The organism is Erwinia pyri (genome assembly GCF_030758455.1).
GTDB classification, from domain to species: Bacteria; Pseudomonadota; Gammaproteobacteria; order Enterobacterales; family Enterobacteriaceae; genus Erwinia; species Erwinia pyri.
The window spans coordinates 3211057-3231417 of sequence record NZ_CP132353.1 but is presented as its reverse complement, the minus strand read 5'-3'; the positions used below and the strand labels follow the sequence as shown (position 1 = coordinate 3231417).

Annotated in this window: 16 protein-coding genes and 7 tRNA genes; 2 read left to right on the top strand and 21 right to left on the bottom strand. The window is 54.4% G+C overall.

The genetic code is table 11. The annotated features are described in order from the left end of the window. Positions 1 to 13: 13 nt before the first annotated feature. Positions 14 to 2596 (bottom strand): leucine--tRNA ligase, encoded by a 2583-nt coding sequence (leuS, locus tag Q3V30_RS15255; protein ID WP_306207016.1) that lies wholly within the window; start codon positions 2594 to 2596, stop codon positions 14 to 16. Positions 2597 to 2809: 213 nt separating this feature from the next. Here leuS and Q3V30_RS15250 point away from each other — a divergent pair, with 213 nt between their 5' ends. Next, positions 2810 to 3292, top strand: a complete 483-nt coding sequence (locus Q3V30_RS15250; protein WP_306207015.1) for a zinc ribbon-containing protein — start codon at positions 2810 to 2812, stop codon at positions 3290 to 3292. Positions 3293 to 3327: 35 nt separating this feature from the next. Here Q3V30_RS15250 and Q3V30_RS15245 read toward each other — a convergent pair whose 3' ends face one another. The 9 genes from Q3V30_RS15245 to miaB form a co-directional block, all read right to left on the bottom strand. Further along, positions 3328 to 4053 carry an amino acid ABC transporter ATP-binding protein gene (locus Q3V30_RS15245; protein WP_306207013.1) on the bottom strand — a complete coding sequence of 242 codons (726 nt, stop codon included), beginning with the start codon at positions 4051 to 4053 and terminating at the stop codon, positions 3328 to 3330. Beyond that, a complete protein-coding gene (gene gltK / locus Q3V30_RS15240) occupies positions 4054 to 4731 on the bottom strand; it encodes a glutamate/aspartate ABC transporter permease GltK (RefSeq protein ID WP_306207011.1) in 678 nt (225 codons plus the stop codon). Continuing rightward, positions 4731 to 5471 (bottom strand): amino acid ABC transporter permease, encoded by a 741-nt coding sequence (locus tag Q3V30_RS15235; RefSeq protein WP_306207009.1) that lies wholly within the window; start codon positions 5469 to 5471, stop codon positions 4731 to 4733. The genes gltK and Q3V30_RS15235 overlap by 1 nt, the downstream gene beginning before the upstream one ends. A 196-nt stretch (positions 5472 to 5667) precedes the next feature. Then, a complete protein-coding gene (locus Q3V30_RS15230) occupies positions 5668 to 6570 on the bottom strand; it encodes an amino acid ABC transporter substrate-binding protein (protein ID WP_306207007.1) in 903 nt (300 codons plus the stop codon). Positions 6571 to 7050: 480 nt separating this feature from the next. After that, the gene (lnt, locus tag Q3V30_RS15225; RefSeq protein WP_306207005.1) at positions 7051 to 8586 is read right to left on the bottom strand and encodes an apolipoprotein N-acyltransferase; all 1536 of its coding nucleotides are present in this window, start codon (positions 8584 to 8586) and stop codon (positions 7051 to 7053) included. A gap of 6 nt (positions 8587 to 8592) precedes the next feature. Further along, the gene (corC, locus tag Q3V30_RS15220; protein ID WP_306207003.1) at positions 8593 to 9471 is read right to left on the bottom strand and encodes a CNNM family magnesium/cobalt transport protein CorC; all 879 of its coding nucleotides are present in this window, start codon (positions 9469 to 9471) and stop codon (positions 8593 to 8595) included. A gap of 86 nt (positions 9472 to 9557) precedes the next feature. Next, the gene (gene ybeY, locus Q3V30_RS15215; protein WP_306207001.1) at positions 9558 to 10031 is read right to left on the bottom strand and encodes an rRNA maturation RNase YbeY; all 474 of its coding nucleotides are present in this window, start codon (positions 10029 to 10031) and stop codon (positions 9558 to 9560) included. Continuing rightward, the gene (locus Q3V30_RS15210) at positions 10028 to 11089 is read right to left on the bottom strand and encodes a PhoH family protein (protein WP_306206999.1); all 1062 of its coding nucleotides are present in this window, start codon (positions 11087 to 11089) and stop codon (positions 10028 to 10030) included. The genes ybeY and Q3V30_RS15210 overlap by 4 nt, the downstream gene beginning before the upstream one ends. A gap of 211 nt (positions 11090 to 11300) precedes the next feature. Continuing rightward, a complete protein-coding gene (gene miaB, locus Q3V30_RS15205; RefSeq protein WP_306206997.1) occupies positions 11301 to 12725 on the bottom strand; it encodes a tRNA (N6-isopentenyl adenosine(37)-C2)-methylthiotransferase MiaB in 1425 nt (474 codons plus the stop codon). 197 nt (positions 12726 to 12922) lie between these two features. Here miaB and ubiF point away from each other — a divergent pair, with 197 nt between their 5' ends. Next, positions 12923 to 14101 carry a 3-demethoxyubiquinol 3-hydroxylase gene (ubiF, locus tag Q3V30_RS15200; RefSeq protein WP_306206995.1) on the top strand — a complete coding sequence of 393 codons (1179 nt, stop codon included), beginning with the start codon at positions 12923 to 12925 and terminating at the stop codon, positions 14099 to 14101. A gap of 225 nt (positions 14102 to 14326) precedes the next feature. Here ubiF and Q3V30_RS15195 read toward each other — a convergent pair. The 11 genes from Q3V30_RS15195 to nagA all read right to left on the bottom strand — a co-directional run bounded on the left by Q3V30_RS15195 (position 14327) and on the right by nagA (position 20343). Beyond that, positions 14327 to 14401: transfer RNA gene (locus Q3V30_RS15195), tRNA-Gln, on the bottom strand. Positions 14402 to 14441: 40 nt separating this feature from the next. Next, a tRNA-Gln gene (locus tag Q3V30_RS15190) sits at positions 14442 to 14516 on the bottom strand. Between the two features lie 7 nt (positions 14517 to 14523). Next, positions 14524 to 14600: transfer RNA gene (locus Q3V30_RS15185), tRNA-Met, on the bottom strand. A 38-nt stretch (positions 14601 to 14638) separates the two neighbouring features. After that, positions 14639 to 14713, bottom strand: a tRNA-Gln gene (locus Q3V30_RS15180). 37 nt (positions 14714 to 14750) lie between these two features. After that, a tRNA-Gln gene (locus Q3V30_RS15175) sits at positions 14751 to 14825 on the bottom strand. A 24-nt stretch (positions 14826 to 14849) separates the two neighbouring features. Further along, positions 14850 to 14934 (bottom strand) — tRNA-Leu (locus Q3V30_RS15170). Between the two features lie 8 nt (positions 14935 to 14942). Further along, positions 14943 to 15019, bottom strand: a tRNA-Met gene (locus Q3V30_RS15165). A 218-nt stretch (positions 15020 to 15237) separates the two neighbouring features. Beyond that, positions 15238 to 16905, bottom strand: coding sequence for an asparagine synthase B (gene asnB, locus Q3V30_RS15160; RefSeq protein ID WP_306206993.1), 1668 nt, complete (start codon positions 16903 to 16905; stop codon positions 15238 to 15240). Between the two features lie 276 nt (positions 16906 to 17181). After that, positions 17182 to 17967 carry an HAD-IIA family hydrolase gene (locus tag Q3V30_RS15155; protein WP_306206991.1) on the bottom strand — a complete coding sequence of 262 codons (786 nt, stop codon included), beginning with the start codon at positions 17965 to 17967 and terminating at the stop codon, positions 17182 to 17184. After that, on the bottom strand, positions 17967 to 19187 hold the full coding sequence (gene nagC, locus Q3V30_RS15150; RefSeq protein WP_306206989.1) for a DNA-binding transcriptional regulator NagC: 1221 nt from the start codon (positions 19185 to 19187) through the stop codon (positions 17967 to 17969). Before nagC ends, Q3V30_RS15155 begins: the two co-directional genes overlap by 1 nt. Before the next feature lie 7 nt (positions 19188 to 19194). Then, positions 19195 to 20343, bottom strand: a complete 1149-nt coding sequence (nagA, locus tag Q3V30_RS15145; RefSeq protein ID WP_306206987.1) for an N-acetylglucosamine-6-phosphate deacetylase — start codon at positions 20341 to 20343, stop codon at positions 19195 to 19197. Between the last annotated feature and the right edge of the window lie 18 nt (positions 20344 to 20361).

Genomic DNA, 20361 nt, shown 5'->3' with positions numbered 1-20361 from the left:
ATTCCTCCTGACATCAACCCACGACCAGGTTAAGCAATTTGCCCGGTACGTAAATCACTTTACGAATGGTGACGCCATTAAGGTACTTGGCGACCAGATGCTCCTGCGCGGCACGAGCCTGAACCTGTTCCTGCGTGGCATCAGCCGGAACGGTAATTTTGCCACGTACTTTACCATTAACCTGCACCACCACCAGCAGAGAATCTTCCACCATCGCGGCTTCATCAGCCTGTGGCCACGGCGCGTTGTCCACATCGCCTTCGCCACCCAGCGCCTGCCACAGTACATAGCTGGCGTGCGGGGTGAACGGATAGAGCATGCGGACCACGGCCTGCAGCGCGTCCTGCATCAGCGCGCGATCCTGCTCGCTCTCCTGCGGTGCGCGGGCCAGCTTGTTCATCAGCTCCATAATCGCCGCAATGGCGGTGTTGAAGGTCTGACGGCGACCGATATCATCGGAAACTTTAGCGATGGTTTTATGCAGCTCACGACGCAGCGATTTTTGCTCGTCGTCCAGGCTGGCGATATCGAGTGCTGCTGTCGGGCCTTTCTCGCTGTGCTCGAAGGCGAGTCTCCAGACGCGCTTCAGGAAGCGGTTGGCGCCTTCCACGCCCGACTCCTGCCACTCCAGCGTCATTTCTGCAGGGGAAGCGAACATCATAAACAGACGCACGGTATCCGCACCGTAGCGCTCCACCATAACCTGTGGGTCGATGCCGTTGTTTTTCGACTTCGACATTTTGCTCATGCCCGCGTAGACCAGCTCGTGTCCCGCTTCGTCGGTGGCTTTAACAATGCGGCCTTTCTCGTCGCGCTCGACGGTGACATCAACCGGAGAGACCCAGTTGCGTTCGCCGTTAACGCCCAGATAGTAGAACGCATCGGCCAGCACCATGCCCTGACACAGCAGGCGTTTAGCCGGTTCATCAGAGTTGACCAGACCAGCATCGCGCAGCAGCTTGTGGAAGAAGCGGAAGTAGAGCAGGTGCATGATGGCGTGTTCAATGCCGCCTACATACTGATCTACCGGCAGCCAGTAGTTGGCTGCCGCCGGGTCCAGCATGCCTTTATCGTAATCCGGGCAGGTGTAACGTGCGTAATACCAGGAAGACTCCATAAAGGTGTCAAAAGTATCCGTTTCACGCAGGGCTGGCTGACCATTAACGGTGGTTTTCGCCCACTCAGGATCGGCTTTAATCGGGCTGGTGATGCCATCCATAACCACATCTTCCGGCAGGATAACCGGCAGCTGATCTTCTGGCGTAGGCATCACGGTGCCATCTTCCAGCGTCACCATCGGGATTGGCGCACCCCAGTAACGCTGACGGGAAACGCCCCAGTCGCGCAGACGATAGTTAACTTTGCGCTCGCCAACGCCTTTAGCGGTCAGGCGCTCTGCAATCGCATTAAAGCCCTCTTCAAAAGAGAGACCGTCAAACTCGCCTGAGTTAAACAGCGTGCCTTTTTCGGTCATCGCGGATTCGGTCAGCACCGGCTCGCTGCCGTCTGCGTTCAGGATCACTGGCTTAATGGTCAGATCGTACTTAGTGGCGAATTCCCAGTCGCGCTGGTCGTGACCCGGAACGGCCATAACCGCACCGGTGCCATATTCCATCAGCACAAAGTTGGCCACCCACACCGGCAGCTTTTCACCCGAAAGCGGGTGAATGGCAAACATGCCGGTCGCCATGCCTTTCTTCTCCATTGTCGCCATCTCTGCTTCAGCAACTTTGGTATTACGGCATTCGGCAATAAAGTCCGCCAGCGCGGGATTGGACGCCGACGCCTGTGTCGCCAGCGGATGACCCGCTGCTACGGCCAGGTAAGTCACGCCCATAAAGGTATCGGGACGGGTGGTATAGACGCTGAGCTTTTCGCTGCTCTCCGCCACGTCGAAGGCGATCTCTACCCCTTCTGAACGGCCAATCCAGTTACGCTGCATGGTTTTAACCTGCTCAGGCCAGCTCTCCAGCGTGTCCAGATCGTTTAGCAGCTCGTCGGCGTAAGCGGTAATCTTAACGAACCACTGTGGGATCTCTTTGCGCTCGACTTTGGTGTCGCAGCGCCAGCAGCAGCCATCGATAACCTGCTCGTTGGCCAGCACGGTCTGATCGTTCGGGCACCAGTTCACCGCCGACGTCTTTTTATAGACCAGGCCTTTCTCATACAATTTGGTGAAGAACCACTGTTCCCAGCGGTAGTACTCGGGCTGACAGGTCGCCAGTTCACGGCTCCAGTCATAGCCGAAGCCCAGCAGTTTAAGCTGGTTCTTCATATAGGCGATGTTGTCGTAGGTCCAGGGTGCAGGCGCGGTGTTGTTTTTCACCGCCGCCCCTTCAGCCGGCAGGCCAAAGGCATCCCAGCCGATAGGCTGCAGAACGTTTTTGCCCAGCATACGCTGGTAGCGGGAGATCACATCACCGATGGTGTAGTTACGAACGTGGCCCATATGTAGGCGGCCAGAAGGATAGGGCAGCATGGAGAGGCAGTAGTACTTCTCTTTACCTTCCTCTTCGGTCACTTTGAACGTTTGCTTCTCATCCCAGTGCTGTTGAACATGGGATTCTATCTCTTCCGGGCGGTATTGCTCTTGCATGGCAGCCAGTGGTCCTTTGTAAACTTTATGAGTTCGTTCAGATCCGCATAGCATAGCTGATTCGGCCCCGGCGCAACAACAGTAACCGCCCTGACAAGCACCATTTCTCTGCAAGCTGGAATACCACAGGCAAATTTCGCCACCGCCTGGTGGCAAAAAGAGGAATGAGGCTAGAATTAGAGAGGTAACGTATTGGTACGTTCAGGAGAAAAAATGAACAAGGTTGCTCAGTACTATCGTGAACTGGTCTCTTCACTGACGGAGAGGATCAATCGGGGGGAGCATGACATCGATGCGCTGGTGGAGAGTGCCAGGCAGCGGATGAATAATCGGGGCGAGCTGACCCGCAGCCAGATTGATGACGTCACCCGCGCGGTACGCAGAGATTTGGAGGAGTTTGCCCGCAGCTATACGGAAAATCAGGCTGATAACAGCGACAGCGTATTTATGCGGGTCATCCGCGAAAGCGTCTGGAAGGAGTTGGCCGATATCACCGATAAAAGCCAGCTTGAATGGCGCGAAGTGTTCCAGGATCTCAACCACCACGGCGTCTACCAGAGTGGGGAAGTGGTGGGGCTGGGAAATCTGGTCTGCGAGCAGTGTCAGTTTACGCGAGCAATCTATACGCCTGAGACGCTGACCCGCTGTGCAAAGTGCGGCAACGATCAGTTCCAGCGTCAGCCTTTCGAGCCGTAAAAGCCGGGGCGGAGGTTTCCGCCCCGAAACAGGGTTTAGTGCAGAATTTTGGCGAGGAAATCTTTAGCCCGGTCAGACTGCGGATTGTTGAAGAAGTCATCTTTTGCCGAATCTTCCACAATTTTGCCCTCATCCATAAAGATCACCCGGTTAGCCACCTTACGGGCAAAGCCCATCTCGTGCGTCACCACCATCATGGTCATGCCTTCGTTGGCCAGCTCCACCATCACATCCAGCACTTCGTTGATCATTTCCGGGTCAAGAGCTGAGGTTGGCTCATCAAACAGCATGGCGATCGGATCCATGCAGAGCGCGCGGGCGATCGCCACACGCTGCTGCTGGCCGCCGGAAAGCTGGCCCGGATGTTTATTCGCATGGGCAGCCAGGCCCACGCGCTCCAGCAGCTTCAGCCCTTTCTGCCGCGCCTCTTCTTTATTTCGCTTCAGCACTTTCACCTGCGCAATCGTCAGGTTCTCTACAATTGTCAGATGGGGGAACAGCTCAAAGTGCTGGAACACCATGCCAACTTTAGAGCGCAGCTGAGCAAGGTTAGTGCCTTTATCGTTTACGCCCGTGCCGTTCACTTCGATCTTACCTTCCTGGATCGGCTCCAGTCCGTTGACGGTTTTGATCAAGGTCGACTTGCCCGACCCGGAAGGACCGCACACCACCACAACTTCGCCTTTCTTGACTTCGGTTGTGCAGTCGGTCAGCACCTGAAAGTGACCATACCACTTAGAAACGTTTTTCAGGGTAATCATTTAAGCCGTCCTTTTTCTTTTTAAATAGCTGACCAACAGCGAAGCGCTAAGGCTGATAACAAAGTAAACCGCACCGGCAAACAGTACCATTTCAATTTCGGTACCGTTGTTGATGCCGATGGTGTCTGCGGTACGGAAGAAGTCAGCCAGGCTGAGTACGTAAACCAGTGAAGTATCCTGGAACAGAACAATCCCCTGCGTCAGCAGCAGCGGCACCATGGCGCGGAAGGCCTGCGGCAGAATGATCAGCTTCATTGACTGCCAGTGGGTCATGCCCAGCGCCAGCGCCGCGTTCCCCTGCCCACGGGCGATACTCAGGATACCGGCACGGATGATTTCGGAATAATAGGCCGCTTCAAACAGGGAGAACGCCACCATGGCAGAAATCAGGCGAATATCGGTTTTAGGCGACAGGCCAAGCACCTGCTGCAGGAAGCTGGGCACCACCAGATAGAACCAGAGCAGCACCATCACCAGCGGCACAGAGCGGAACAGGTTGACGTAGAGTCTGGCAAACCAGCTGATGGGCTTAAAGCTCGACAGGCGCATCACCGCCAGCAGGGTTCCCCAGATAATGCCAAACACGATAGCTGTGATGGTGATTTTAAGGGTGACCACCATGCCGTTGAGCAGATAGGGAAGGTTAGGAGCAATGGTGCTCCAGTCAAATTCGTACATTATTTTCCTCCCATGCCGCCGGGCAGGCGCACTTTACGCTCCACCAGACTCATCAGCAGCATAATGACGATGTTGATGCCGATGTAGGCGACGGTGATGGCGGTAAACGATTCATAGGCGTGAGCAGAGTAGTCCAGCAGCTTCCCGGCCTGTGCAGCCATATCGACCAGACCAATGGTTGAGGCGATGGCTGAGTTCTTGACCAGGTTCAGCATCTCTGAGGTCATCGGCGGCACAATCACGCGATAGGCGTTTGGCAGCAGCACATAGCGGTAGGTCTGCGGCAGCGTCAGGCCCATAGCCAGCCCCGCATTCTTCTGTCCGGAGGGCAGCGACTGGATCGCGGCGCGCACCTGTTCGCAAACGCGTGCGGCGGTAAACAGACCCAGACAGAGTACCGAGCAGGTAAAGAACTGAATATTGGGGTCCAGCTCAGATTTAAACCACATGCCGATATTTTCCGGCAGCAGTTCCGGCACCACCAGATACCAGATAAAGAACTGCACAATCAGCGGGACGTTACGAAACAGCTCTACGTAACAGGTACCCAGGGTGGAGAGCAGGCGGTTAGGGACGGTGCGCAGAATACCAAATAGCGACCCGCCTAAAAGGGCGATAATCCACGCGCACACGGATACGGCGATGGTGACCTGAAAGCCAGACCAGAGCCAACCCAGATAGGTGGTATTACCGAAAGGGGCCTCTTGCAGAAAAATGCCCCAGTTCCAATCGATTGACATAAATCACTCCGGGAAGAAAAAAAGGGTAGCGACGCTACCCTGAAGATTGATGAGAGGCCCTGCTGTGCGTTATGGGGAACGACCACTTCGCACCTTCGCCTCTCTCCGGCTGTTACGCCGGATAAGTCAGGCTGTTGTCTGTCCGGGCCTGATTTCAACAATCAGAGGGCAACCAGGGTTGCCCTTATTTTCATTATTAGTTCAGTGCCTTATCATTTGGCGTCTTGAACGTTGCTTTCATGTCGTCTGACAGCGCAAAGTTCATGTTGAGGTTTTTAGGCGGAATAGGCTGGCTGAACCACTTGCCAAACCACTTCTCCGCTTCGCCCGAAGTCTGGGCTTTAGCAATGGTCTCATCCATCAGCTGTTTGAAACCGGCATCGTCTTTACGCAGCATACAGCCATACGCTTCTTTCGACTGCGGCGTCCCAACGATTTCCCAGTTATCTGGTTTTTTCGCTTTCGCACGTTCACCAGCCAGCAGGGCGTCGTCCATCATAAAGGCCACGGCGCGACCACTCTCCAGCGTACGGAAGGAGTCACCGTGATCTTTGGCGCTGATGATGCGCATCTCCATTTTCTTGTCGTCGTTCAGCTTATTCAGCAGAATTTCAGAGGTGGTGCCTGAGGTCACTACTACGGTTTTGCCTTTCAGATCCGCGAAATCTTTAATCGGGCTTCCTTTTTTCACCAGCAAACGGGTGCCGATAACAAAAATGGTGTCGGAGAAGGCGGCCTGCTTCTGGCGCTCCAGATTGTTGGTGGTGGAACCACACTCAAAATCGTAGGTGCCGTTTTGCAGTAGCGGAATACGGTTCTGCGAGGTGATCGGCAGCATTTTGACCTGCAGATCGGGCTTATTCAGTTTGGCTTTGATCGCCGCCACAATGGCGTTGGAGTAGTCCTGAGAATAGCCGACTACTTTTTGCTGATTATCGTAGTAAGAGAAAGGAACAGAAGACTCACGATGCCCCACGACAACAACGCCATTTTTGGCAATTTTGTCTAACGTGGATGATTGTGGTGCATCTTCTGCATGGGCGATACCGGATGCAAGACCAGCCAGTGCCAGGCACAGCCCCAATTTCCGTAATTTCATCTCCAACTCCTTCGTTGAGTGGCGTCAGTTCGTTGCGCCGGTTGTAGTTTTATCCTGCTGCTTTTCTTTATTATCCTGAGACGTCATCGCACTCTGAACAGCCCTAACATAGCCGAATGTTAACGCAATGAAACAAGAAAGTTTCTATTCTGCGAAGCATGCCGCACCAAAGAGAGGCAATTTTTAAACAATGCTCCGCCCTGGGGCGTTCAATGTGCCTCAATGGTGCGAAGGCGCGTTAGCCGTGGCGCGGTGCAAACTGTTCAGCGATTTCGCCGTAATCTTTTGCAATCATCGTGCCAAAAGTTTTCGATAAAGCGCAGAGGGATGATGTACTTGGTGGCGACGCCAGGGGAAGGGTTCCAAAAAAAAACGCTGAACCGGGAAGTTCAGCGCGAGAAGTCTACAGATAAAATGACTATTCAGGTTGCCAGTGAAGTATCCGCATTGCCGGCAGCCCTGGCAGAAATGCGGCCAACGTTATTTATGCCGCCTGCGCAGCGTCATTATTGCTGCTGCAAAGCCGAACAGAAGTGTAAGTATCCAGACTGGCCAGTTGCCGAAGCGGGCATAAGGCGTCAGCCCCTGCGTAGGCGTCATTTTGGTGGAGAGAACGGCAGCCTGGAACTGCGGGATCATCTCTTCAGCATCGCCATCGGCATTGATCACCGCAGTGACACCATTATTGGTATCCCGCAGCAACGGCCTGCCCAGCTCCAGCGCACGCATCCGCGCCATCTGGAAGTGCTGCCACGGGCCGATAGAGTGACCGAACCAGGCGTCGTTAGAGATAGTCAGCAGGAAATCTGTGTCGGGACGGAAATTGTCCCGCACCTGCTGGCCCAGCACAATTTCATAGCAAATTGCAGCCGTAAGATTGTAACCCGCCACTTTCAGCTGCGGCTGGATATAGGCGCCACGGCTGAAGGAGGACATCGGTAAATCGAAGAACGGCGCCAGCGGGCGCAGCAGAGTCTCCAGCGGCACGAACTCGCCAAACGGAACCAGATGGTTTTTCTGATAACGGTTTGGGCTGCTGTAGTTATAAGGCTGTTCGCCGCCGAGCACGATAATTGAGTTGTAATCATGGTAGCGGTTATCTTCCAGCCGCGAGTCGACAATCCCGGTAATCAGGCTGCTGCCGCTGGCGCGCAGTTCGGCATCAATCGACTTCAGGAAGGGCTGCTGATTAGACTCAAGATCGGGAATAGCGGATTCCGGCCAGATAATGATCGGCGCTTTGCCAACGTAAGGACGGCTGAGCGAGGTATAGGTTTTCAGCGTGTTGATTAACTGCTCGGGATCCCACTTCAGCGACTGGGGAATATTTCCCTGCACCATGGCAATGTTCACCGCGCGGTCCGGCATCGCCTGATACCAGCTCAGCTGGCGCAGCGGCCACGGCAGCAGTAGCAGAGCAAGCGCAGCCAGCCCGGCCACCCAGTGACGTTTGATCGCCGCATAGACTGCCAGCCCTGCCACCATCATCAGCACAAAGGTGATCCCCTCCACGCCCGCCAGTGGCCCCAGCCCTTTAAGCGGCCCGTCAATCTGGCTGTAGCCAAACTGTAGCCAGGGGAAGCCGGTGAGAACCCAGCCGCGCAGAAATTCGGTGATTTGCCACAGCACAGGCGCGGCGACCACCAGTCTTACCAGCGAGGTGGCCGGGAACAGCCGGTTAAGCAGGGCAGCAAACAGCAGGGTAAACAGGGAAAGGTAGGCGGCGAGCAGCACCACCAGGAAGACGTTAACCGGCCCCGGCATGCCGCCAAAGGTTGCGATGCTGACATAAACCCAGTTGATGCCGCTGCCAAACAGCCCCATCCCCCAGACAAAACCAATGGCGGTTGCCTGGCGGGTGGAACGATTAAGCGTCAGCGCCAGCAAACCTGCCAGTGAAACCAGGGCGGCAGGCCAGAAGTCGTAAGGGGAAAACGAAAGGGTGCCAAGGGCACCCGTTATCAGCGCGAAAAGCAGGCGAACCCGCTGACGCTGGTATAATGAGGCAATAGCCATTGCGAATTATTCTTCCAAAATCGGTTGCGGCGAGTTTTCCGGAATTCTGACGTGGACCTGAATGATGCGACGGCTGTCGGCCATGGCGACCTTGAACTGATAGCCCTCAATCTCAATGCTCTCACCACGAGCAGGCAGATGACCAAACGCCTGCATCACCAGACCGCCGATAGTATCCACCTCTTCATCGCTGAAGTTGGTTTCAAAGACCTCATTAAAGTCCTCAATCGGGGTAAGGGCACGAATGGTGTAGGTGTGACGACTCAGCTGGCGAATATCACGATCTTCTTCATCGTCATATTCATCCTCTATTTCGCCAACAATCAGCTCCAGAATATCTTCAATCGTCACCAGGCCTGAAACGCCACCAAATTCATCGATCACAATGGCCATATGATAGCGCTGTGAGCGGAACTCTTTCAGCATACGGTCAACGCGCTTGCTTTCCGGCACCACTACCGCCGGACGCAGCACTTTTTCCATGCTAAAGGGTGACGATCCGCTGCTCATAAAGGGCAGCAGATCCTTGGCCATCAGAATGCCTTCAACATGGTCTTTATCTTCGCTGATCACCGGATAACGGGAGTGGGCAGACTCAATGATGACGTCCAGGCACTCTTCCAGTGACTGGTTACGCTTCAGGGTGATCATCTGCGAACGGGGGATCATGATGTCACGCACGCGCTGCTCGGCGATATCCATCACCCCTTCAAGCATGTCACGGGTATCCGGGTCGATCAGATCGTTTTGTTCAGAATCGCGGATCAGTTCCAGCAGGTCGTCGCGGTTTTTAGGCTCACCGTGAAACAGCTGGTTGAGGATAAGGGTGAAAAATCCCTTTTTACTACTGGGACTGTCATTGTTTTGTGAATGGTCATCGCTCATGGCGTTTTTGTTTCTGTCACTCTTGTCGTGTGAAGGGATCCCTGCCTGCAGTACGCAGCCAGGGAAATGTCAGGCCAGCGGCCCGCTTACGGTAACTCTTTCTCCGAAATGTACGGGTCGTCATAACCAAGAGCAAGCATTATCTCGGTCTCGATCGATTCCATCTCTTCGGCTTCGTCATCTTCAATGTGGTCGTAGCCCAGCAAATGCAGGCTACCATGCACCACCATATGCGCCCAGTGGGCTGGCAGCGGCTTCTCCTGCTCCGCCGCCTCTTTCTCTACTACCTGGCGACAGATAATCAGATCGCCCAGCAGCGGAAGTTCGATGCCCGGCGGGGCTTCGAACGGAAAAGAGAGCACGTTGGTGGGTTTATCTTTGCCGCGATAGGTATGATTCAGCTCATGGCTTTCCGCTTCATCCACCACGCGGATGGTGACTTCACTCTCTTCCTGGAACTGCGGCAGCACCGCTTCCAGCCAGCGACGAAAATCAGATTCTGCCGGTAAGCCCTCTGTTTTTTCGCAGGCGAGTTGTAAATCCAGGATCACGGTGCTCATTTTTGCTCCTGCGCGGCCTGTTGCAGGGCCAACGCTTCACGTTTACGTTCTTCGGCCTGAGCATCGCGACGTTTTTGATCGGCCGCCTCCCAGGCTTCATAAGCGATGACGACGCGCGCCACCACCGGATGACGGACAACATCTTCGCTGTGGAAGAAGTTAAAGCTGATCTCTTCTACGTCAGAGAGCACTTCAATGGCATGACGCAGGCCCGATTTCAGATTGCGGGGAAGGTCAATCTGCGTGACGTCTCCCGTAATCACCGCCTTGGAGTTGAAGCCAATACGGGTCAGAAACATCTTCATCTGCTCGATGGTGGTGTTCTGGCTCTCATCCAGAATGATAAAGGCATCATTCAGCGTACGGCCACGCATGTAGGCGAGCGGCGCCACCTCAATCACGTTGCGCTCAATGAGCTTTTCCACGCGCTCAAAGCCCAGCATCTCAAACAGCGCATCATAAAGCGGACGCAGATAAGGGTCGACTTTCTGACTCAGATCCCCTGGCAGGAAGCCCAGTTTTTCACCCGCTTCCACCGCCGGGCGCGTCAGTAAAATACGACGCACTTCCTGACGCTCCAGCGCATCTACGGCAGCGGCGACGGCAAGGTAAGTTTTACCCGTACCGGCAGGCCCCACGCCGAAGGTGATGTCGTGGTCGAGTACGTTAGCGACATACTGCGCCTGATTCGGCGTACGAGGTTTGATGACGCCCCGCTTGGTTTTGATATTTACCGCTTTACCATACTCCGGCACGCTCTCTGCACTCTGCTCCAGCACGCGGCTCTCTTTTATGGCCAGATGAATCTGTTCAGGATCGATATCCGGGATATGGCCGCGTATGGGCGCAGTATCTACATAGAGATCCCGCAGGATGCGGACGGCCGCATCAACTATCAGCGCTTTCCCTACCAGCTTGAAAGCGTGATCGCGTCGGTTGATCTCTATTCCCAGGCGGCGCTCCAGCTGTTTGATGTTGTCATCAAAGGGGCCGCAAAGGCTCAACAGACGAGTGTTGTCAGTAGGCTCTAACGTGATTTCGCGTGTTTCAATATTCAAACTAATCCTTTGGGTCGCTCGGGGCCAGTTGAGGATGGCAATTCAGAGATAGTGGGCGGCCTTTGCAGGCGAGCCATAAGCAAAGTATTTATGGCGCAGGCCAAAGGCGCAAGCACTGAAGGAGATATTTGGGCACCAGTTCCACAAAGCAAGGGTAACCCAATGATTTGAGGCGGCGCTTCTGCGAGGTGCGCCGCACTTATTCGGGGGTTCAGGGCTGGAAAGTGCCCACGCCCAGTTCATTCTCTTTGCGGGTACGCGCAATCACCGAGGCTGGCGTCTCTGCCGCGCGAAGTGCCATCTGCTCTTCTGTGCGCACCACGACGCCGCGCAGCGAGTTGGTGTAGACATCGACGATTTCAACATCGACGAATTTACCAATCATCTCTGGCGTTCCTTCAAAATTGACCACGCGGTTACACTCCGTACGTCCCGTCAGCTCCATCACATTTTTACGCGATGTCCCTTCGACCAGGATACGCTGTACGGTGCCCAGCTTGCGGCGACTCCAGGCCATTACCTGCTGGGTAATGCGATCCTGCAGGATCCACAAACGCTGTTTCTTCTCTTCATCGCTGACATCATCCGGCAGATCGGCTGCGGGTGTGCCGGGGCGTGCAGAGTAGATAAAGCTAAAGCTGGTATCGTAATTGACTTCGCCAATCAGCTTCATGGTTTGTTCAAAATCGTGCTGCGTTTCGCCCGGGAAACCGATGATAAAGTCTGAACTCATCTGAATAGTCGGTCTTGCGGCCAGCAGCTTACGAATAATCGCTTTGTATTCCAGGGCCGTATGGGCACGCTTCATCATCGTCAGGATACGGTCCGAACCGCTCTGGATCGGTAAATGCAGGAAGCTGACCAGTTCAGGCGTATCGCGATAGACATCAATGATATCATCAGTAAATTCAATGGGGTGGCTGGTGGTGAAACGGATGCGGTCAATGCCGTCAATGGCGGCCACCAGGCGCAGCAGCTCGGCAAAGGAGCAGATGCCGCCTTCATAGGTTTCGCCACGATAAGCATTAACGTTCTGACCCAGCAGATTCACTTCACGCACGCCCTGAGAGGCCAGTTGCGCAATCTCAAACAGGATATCATCACTTGGCCGGCTGATCTCTTCGCCGCGTGTGTAAGGCACCACGCAGAAGGTACAGTATTTATTACAGCCTTCCATGATAGAGACAAACGCAGTCGGGCCATCGGCACGCGGTTCCGGCAGGCGGTCAAACTTCTCGATCTCCGGAAAGCTGATATCGACCACCGGGCTTTTTGACCCCCGCACGGTGTTGATCATCTCCGGCAGGCGGTGCAGTGTCTGTGGCCCGAAAACAATATCCACGCACGGAGCGCGCTGGCGAATAAGCTCCCCTTCCTGAGACGCCACGCAGCCGCCCACGCCAATAATGATATCGGGGTTTTTGGCTTTCAGCACTTTCCAGCGGCCAAGCTGACTGAACACTTTTTCCTGAGCTTTTTCTCGGATTGAACAGGTGTTGAGCAGCAGCACATCTGCCTCTTCAGCAATCTCTGTCAGGGTATAGCCGTGGGTGCTGTTTAACAGGTCCGCCATTTTGGATGAGTCATACTCATTCATCTGGCAGCCCCAGGTTTTGATCAGGAGTTTTTTTGTCATCTGCTTGCCATTAATCATACTGGAGGGTGTGCGGGGGCATATCGCCAGGCTGTGCGGGCGTTGTGAACAACGCGCTGGCTTTTCTGCTGGTTATGCCAATCGGCCCCCAAAAATCCGGTACACTAAGGGTAACAGAATTAGCCCTGACAAGGGTAGGTGCAGGGCGCCCGGATCGCTTTCAGGACAGGAAAAATTTAATGACCAGCACAACGCAAAAATGGGATGTCGTTATTGTAGGCGGTGGAATGGTAGGCGCGGCGCTCGCCAGCGGCCTGACCACGCAGGGATTCAACGTTGCCGTGTTGGAGCAGCAGGAACCCGCTGAGTTCGACGCAGCCAGCAATCCTGATATCAGGATCTCCGCTATCGGCGCTGCCTCTGTAGAGCTGTTGAAGCAGCTTGAGGTATGGCCGCTGGTACAGGCTATGCGCAGCACGCCTTACCGTAAGCTTGAAACCTGGGAGTGGCGTAGCGCGCAGGTGGGTTTTGATGCGCAGTCGCTTGGCCTGCCTGAACTGGGTTACATGGTTGAGAACGCGGTGCTGCAGCGCGCCCTCTGGCAGCGCCTTCAGCAGCAGAACGTAACGCTACTTTCTCCCGCCTCGCTTGAAACGTTGTCGCCCTGCAACGGGGGCTGGCAGCTGACCCTGAATAATGGCGACAGCCATACGGCGAGACTGGTGGTAGGGGCCGATGGCGCCAATTCTAAAGTACGGCAGCTGGCGGGCATGGGGATCCGCGGCTGGAACTACGCCCAATCCTGTATGTTGATTAGCGTGCGTTGTGAACAGGAGGCGGGTGACTGTACCTGGCAGCAATTTACGCCGGATGGCCCACGGGCATTTCTTCCGCTGTTCGATCGCTGGGCCTCGCTGGTCTGGTATGACAGCCCGGCCCGTATTCGCCAGCTTCAGGGAATGTCCATGACGCAGCTCAGTCAGGAGATTTCAGCACATTTCCCCGCGCGGTTGGGACATGTCACTCCAGTGTCAGCCGGATCCTTCCCGCTGGTGCGCCGTCATGCCACCCGTTATGTGTTGCCGGGTCTGGCGCTGGTGGGCGATGCGGCGCACACCATTAATCCTCTGGCAGGGCAGGGGGTCAATCTGGGCTACCGTGACGTGGATGCCCTGATTGATACGCTGGTGGCCTCACGCGATCGGGCGGAAGAGTGGGCCTCTGAGGGCGTACTGAAGCGCTATCAGCGCAAACGGCTGAAGGATAACCTGCTGATGCAAAGCGGCATGGATCTGTTCTATTTTGCCTTCAGCACGCCGGTAAAACCGCTGCGGGTTATACGTAATCTTGGGCTGATGGTGGCAGAGCGCTCCGGTGTGTTAAAACGCCAGGCGTTGAAATATGCGTTGGGATTGTAGCTGCAGAGCAAACCAGCTGCTGCAGGGAAAGTCCCGCTCATCCGGCAGATAAGGTCATAGCTGGCCATACATCAGAGCGACACAGAAAGACAGCAGCTGCTGCCTGCACCGGGTGGTAGCGCCTGCCAGATGCAGGAAGTGGGCCACAGCAGGCCGGTATGAAGCGGCAATATCCACCAGACGCCAGACGCAAAAAAGCCCGCAAAAGCGGGCTTCTTTACTTATTGGCTGGGGTGCAGGGATTCGAACCCCGGAATGCTGGTATCAGAAACCAGTGCCTTACCGCTTGGCGACACCCCAATTATGGTGTTGCGATCTGCGCTGCAAATCGTCTTTTTTATGGCTGGGGTGCAGGGATTCGAACCCCGGAATGCTGGTATCAGAAACCAGTGCCTTACCGCTTGGCGACACCCCAATAAAATTGGTGGCTACTACGGGAATCGAACCTGTGACCCCAGCATTATGAGTGCTGTGCTCTAACCAGCTGAGCTAAGTAGCCTAATTTTACTGCTTACAACGTTAAAACTTTTCCCTGACTGGCTGGGATACCTGGATTCGAACCAGGGAATGCCGGTATCAAAAACCGGTGCCTTACCGCTTGGCGATATCCCAATGTCCGTTTCAAAGCACAAAAACCATCAGAAAAAACTGGCTGGGGTACCTGGATTCGAACCAGGGAATGCCGGTATCAAAAACCGGTGCCTTACCGCTTGGCGATACCCCATCCGTGCAAAACCGTTTACGGAAATGGTGCGGGAGGCGAGACTTGAACTCGCACACCTTGCGGCGCCAGAACCTAAATCTGGTGCGTCTACCAATTTCGCCACTCCCGCAAAAAAGATGGTGGCTACGACGGGAATCGAACCTGTGACCCCAGCATTATGAGTGCTGTGCTCTAACCAGCTGAGCTACGTAGCCATCTTTTTGCGCGTTACCTTCATCGGCGTTGCGGGGCGCATTATGCGGAGTTGACCTGGAAGCGTCAACAAGTTTTTTCCCGTTTTTGCCCTGAAACGTTTCGTTTGTCTGGCTTATAACCAGCCTGGCGAATAAAGCAACAAATCCTGAAGGTAATCCACAAATTTCAACGCAATGACGGGCCGGTAAAGGCCCGTTTTTTTACCTGCAGGCAGGGATTACTTATAAGCAGACTGATGAACGCCTACTGCGCGACCAGAAGGGTCGTCCATGGTTTTGAACGCTTCGTCCCATTCGATAGCTTTTGCCGAGGAGCAGGCCACGGAAGGGCCGCCCGGCACGCATTCTGCCGCGCTTGCCAGCGGGAACAGCTCTTCAAAGATCTCACGGTACAAGTAGCCCTCTTTTGAGCCTGGCGTGTTGTACGGGAAGCGGAAATGAGCCGTTTGCAGCTGTTGATCAGTAACCTGCTTCGCCGCCACCTCTTTCAGCGTATCAATCCAGCTGTAGCCCACGCCGTCAGAGAACTGCTCTTTCTGACGCCATGCCACGCTTTCTGGCAGGTAGGAGGAGAAACATTCACGCAGGATATGTTTTTCCATTTTGCCGTTGCTGCCGCACATTTTATCTGCCGGGTTAATGCTCATCGCCACGTCGAGGAATTTTTTATCCAGGAAAGGTACGCGAGCTTCGACGCCCCAGGCGGACATAGCTTTGTTCGCGCGTGCACAGTCAAACATATGCAGAGCCAGCAGTTTACGCACGTTTTCTTCGTGGAACTCTTTTGCGTCAGGCGCTTTATGGAAGTAGAGATAGCCGCCAAAGACTTCATCAGCGCCTTCCCCTGACAGCACCATCTTGATGCCCATCGCTTTGATCTTGCGTGACATCAGATACATCGGCGTGGAGGCACGAATGGTCGTCACATCGTAAGTTTCAATGTGATAGATAACGTCACGGATTGCATCCAAGCCTTCCTGCACGGTGAAATGGATCTCGTGGTGCACGGTGCCCAGGTGCTCAGCAACGGATTTCGCTGCCTTTAAATCAGGTGAACCTTCCAGACCTACCGCAAACGAGTGCAGCTGTGGCCACCAGGCCTCGCTCTTATCCTGATCTTCAATACGCTTGGCGGCATATTTTTTGGTGACGGCAGAGATAATAGAGGAATCCAGGCCACCAGAGAGCAGAACGCCGTAAGGTACGTCAGACATCAGGTGGCTTTTCACCGCCTCTTCCAGCGCATCTTTCAGGGCTACTGCATCGGTTTTGTTATGCTCAACGGCCTCATAGCTGAACCAGTCACGCTGCCAGTAGCGGTGAATTTCACCATCGGTGCTGGACATGTAGCTTCCCGGAGGGAACTCTTTAATCGATTTGCAGACCGGCACCAGCGCTTTCATCTCTGAAGCGACAAACAGGTTGCCATGCTCATCATTGCCCATATAGAGCGGAATGATACCAATATGGTCACGGCCAATCAGCCAGGTTTTCTTCACGCTGTCATACAGGATAAAGGCAAACATGCCCTGCAGGTCGTCAAGGAAATCGACCCCTTTCTCCTGATAGAGCGCCAGAATCACTTCACAGTCTGATTCGGTCTGAAATGCGTAACGATCGCTTAACTCTGCGCGCAGCGCCTGATGGTTATAAATTTCACCGTTCACGGCTAAAACATGCGTATGGTCTGCGTTGTAGAGAGGCTGTGCGCCGTTGTTCACGTCAACGATCGAGAGACGCTCATGCGACAGGATCGCCTGGTCATCGGCATAGACGCCAGACCAGTCCGGACCGCGGTGACGCATCAGACGGGAAAGCTCCAGGGCTTTCTTACGCAGTTCGACAGGATCGCTTTTAAGATCCAAAACGCCAAAAATAGAACACATAGCTAACTCTCCTGCAACATCCCAAAACGGTGATGGTAATCGTTAATGAAGAGGGCGTCGTTTCGCCCGATACATAAGAAAATGCTCTATCCAGAGGCGATGAGCAAGCGTTTTAGCTTTTCTCTGAAAAATAGTCTGTTGGCCTGCGCTAATCTTTGATGGATCGTCAGTGGAACGAGGTAATTATTAGTGAATCGATAATATTGCGCGGAAATGGGTTAAATAGTGAGCAGGTTGCGGGTAATAAAAACCCGACGCTAAGGTCGGGTTGAGTCATCAGATGATATCGATATCGGCTACAGAGGGGTAGATCCAGCTAGGCCGGAACGGCATGGCATCCACATCGCTGAGCGTCGAGACGCCAGATAATACCAGAATAGTTTCCAGGCCAGCCTGGAAGCCTGCCAGAATATCGGTACGCAGATTATCGCCCACAATCACCGTCTCTTCAGAATGCGCCTGCATTTTGTTCAGCGCGGCACGCATGATCCACGGGCTGGGCTTGCCCACGTAAAACGGCTGGCGGCCAGAAATTTTCTCTATGCCGGCACAGAGCGCGCCACAGGCGGGCACAAACCCCCGGGCATGCGTATCAGGGTTGGTGGCGATAAAGCGCGCGCCATTCGCCACAAAGAAGGCCGCTTTATGCATCATGTCCCAGTTAAAGGAGCGGGTTTCGCCCACGATAACGAAGTCCGGATTGATATCCGTGATGGTAAAGCCCGCTTTATAGAGCTCATGGATCAGCGCACCTTCGCCCACCACATAGGCCTTTTTCCCCTCCTGGCGGCGCAGGAAATCTGCTGTTGCCATCGCTGAGGTATAAAATACGCTGTCGGGGAGATCAATGCCTGCTGAAGCAAAACGGTTGGCAAGATCGAGCGAGGTCTGAGAAGGGTAGTTGGTGAGCACCACCAGCGGCATCCCTTTTTCAAGGATACGCTGCAGGAACTCATTAGCACCCGGTACGGCGGTATTGTCATGCATCAATACGCCATCAATATCGCAAATAACATTCTTGATTGTGGCGGTTTCACTGCTCGTCAGGGTCAAAGCGCTCATTAACCTTCCAGTAAATGTTGTAATAAAATGCCGTTAAGCATGGCACGTTTCGCCAGCGCGAAAGCACCAATTGCAGAACGATGATCGATTTCTGAGCGTACCACCGGGAGATTTTTGCGGAAAGCTTTCAGAACCTGAGTATTGATACAACCTTCTATAGCCGCCAGTAATACTTTATCAGCTTCGGTGATCTCACCGGCGATAACCACTTTTTGCGGATTAAAAAGGTTGATGGCAATGGCTACGGCCTTGCCCAGATGGCGACCTACATAGTCAATCACTTCCACTGCCAGCGCATCGCCGCGATTGGCCGCTTTGCAGATTTGATGCATATGGCACTCATCAAGGGTCAGCGAGCTGGGGTAGCCCTGCGTAAGAAGATGGCGAACCCGGTTCTCAATGGCGCCGTTTGCGGCAATGGTTTCCAGGCAGCCAAAGTTGCCGCAGTGGCAGCGCTCGCCCAAAGGATCGACCTGAATATGTCCCAGCTCACCCACGTTGCCGTTGCTGCCGAGGAAAATGTGACCGTTGGTGATGATGCCTGCGCCGGTACCCCGGTGTACGCGCACCAAAATGGAATCCGCGCAGTCGCGTGATGCACCGAAATAGTGCTCAGCAAGCGCCAGGCTGCGAATATCGTGCCCGACAAAACTGGTCACGTTAAAGCGTTTCTCCAGATTGGCGACTAATGGCCAGTGGTGGACATGAATATGGGGCATATAGCGGATGATGCCGCTGTTCGGGTCAACCAGACCGGGTAAAATCACCGAGATGGCAATCAGCTCCCGCAACTTCCGCTGATGCAGTTCGCTGAAGCTGGCGATGGCGTTAAACAGGGCGTTTTCCAGAGTTTCCTGGGTGCGTTCAGGCAGGGCGTAATCTTCCTGAGCCAGCGACTTTCCGCCTAAATCGAACAGCGTTAATGTGGCATCGCTGCGCCCGAGACGCACGCCGATAGTATGAAAACCACGGGTTTCGGTGACGATAGAGATCGCGCGGCGGCCTCCGGTAGAGGCCTGCTGATCCACTTCTTTGATCAGGCCGCGTTCAATCAGCTGACGAGTAATTTTAGTGACGCTGGCGGGGGCTAGCTGGCTGTGCTCAGCAATCTGTATGCGCGAAATCGGACCCTGCTGGTCGATAAGCCGGTAAACCGCCGCGCTGTTGAGTTGCTTAACTAAATCGACATTTCCTATTTGAGCCTGGCCGCCAGTGGTCATTCAGATTCTACTCGCTTAAGACTTCGTCACCATTAACGATAGTCTGGATTATTTTATAGTCACGGGTGAATAGCGTCAGGTTTGCCACTTTACCGGCTTCTACAGAACCTAACTTTTTCTCCACACCCATAGCCCGCGCCGGGTAAAGCGTTGCCATGCGAAGCGATTCATCCAGTGAGATACCAACATGTTCAACGCTGTTTGCCACAGCTTCGATCATAGTCAGCGCGGAACCACTGAGCGTCCCCTTCTCATCAACGCAGAGTCCATTGCGATAGTATATTGTTTTTCCTGCAAAAATGAACTGGTCAATCTGGGCACCGGCAGGGGCGGTGGCATCCGTCACCAGAATCAGCTTTTCACCTTTAATGCGTTTGGCATTGCGGATGTTGGCGTAGTGAACGTGTAAACCGTCAGCAATGATGCCGCAGTAGACTTCTGGCGAGTCAAACAGCGCACCAATCAGGCCAGGCTCACGCCCGGTGATAGTCGGCATCGCATTGTATAAATGGGTGGCGAAGCTTACGCCAGCGGCAATGCCGCGACGGGCTTCATCATGAGTAGCATGAGAATGGCCGGCAGAGATGATAATACCCGCATCGCTCAGCTGACGGATCACCGCAGCATCCACCTGCTCAGGGGCAAGGGTGATTTTTGCAATGACATCCGCATTCTCGCAGAGAAAATCCACCAGCGCCCGATCCGGGGTACGAATTAACGCCGGGTTGTGGGTGCCAGGCTTGCGAGGGCTTAACCACGGGCCTTCAAGGTGCAGGCCTAAGGCGGTATTGGCGTTTTGCGCCAGATAAGCGCGCATCACCTCTACGGCACGATGCATCATCTCATCTGTGCTGGTGATAAGCGTCGGCAGGAAGCTGGTACAGCCCGATTTCTCATTGGCATGCTGCATGGTGTTCAGCGTCTCTACGCTCAGCGCAGCGATATCATCGTTGAACTGCACGCCACCGCAGCCGTTAAGCTGCAGGTCAATAAATCCGGGAGCAATTAGTGCACCACCCACGTCACGCGTGGTGACGCCGGCAGGAAGATCGCTCAGGGCGCAGACGCGCTCAATCAGGCCGTCAGCAATGACCACAGCATGATTATCAAGAACTTCGTGGCCGGTGTAGATGCGGCCGTGGGTTAAAGCGTACATAATTCTCTCCCGGTTCCG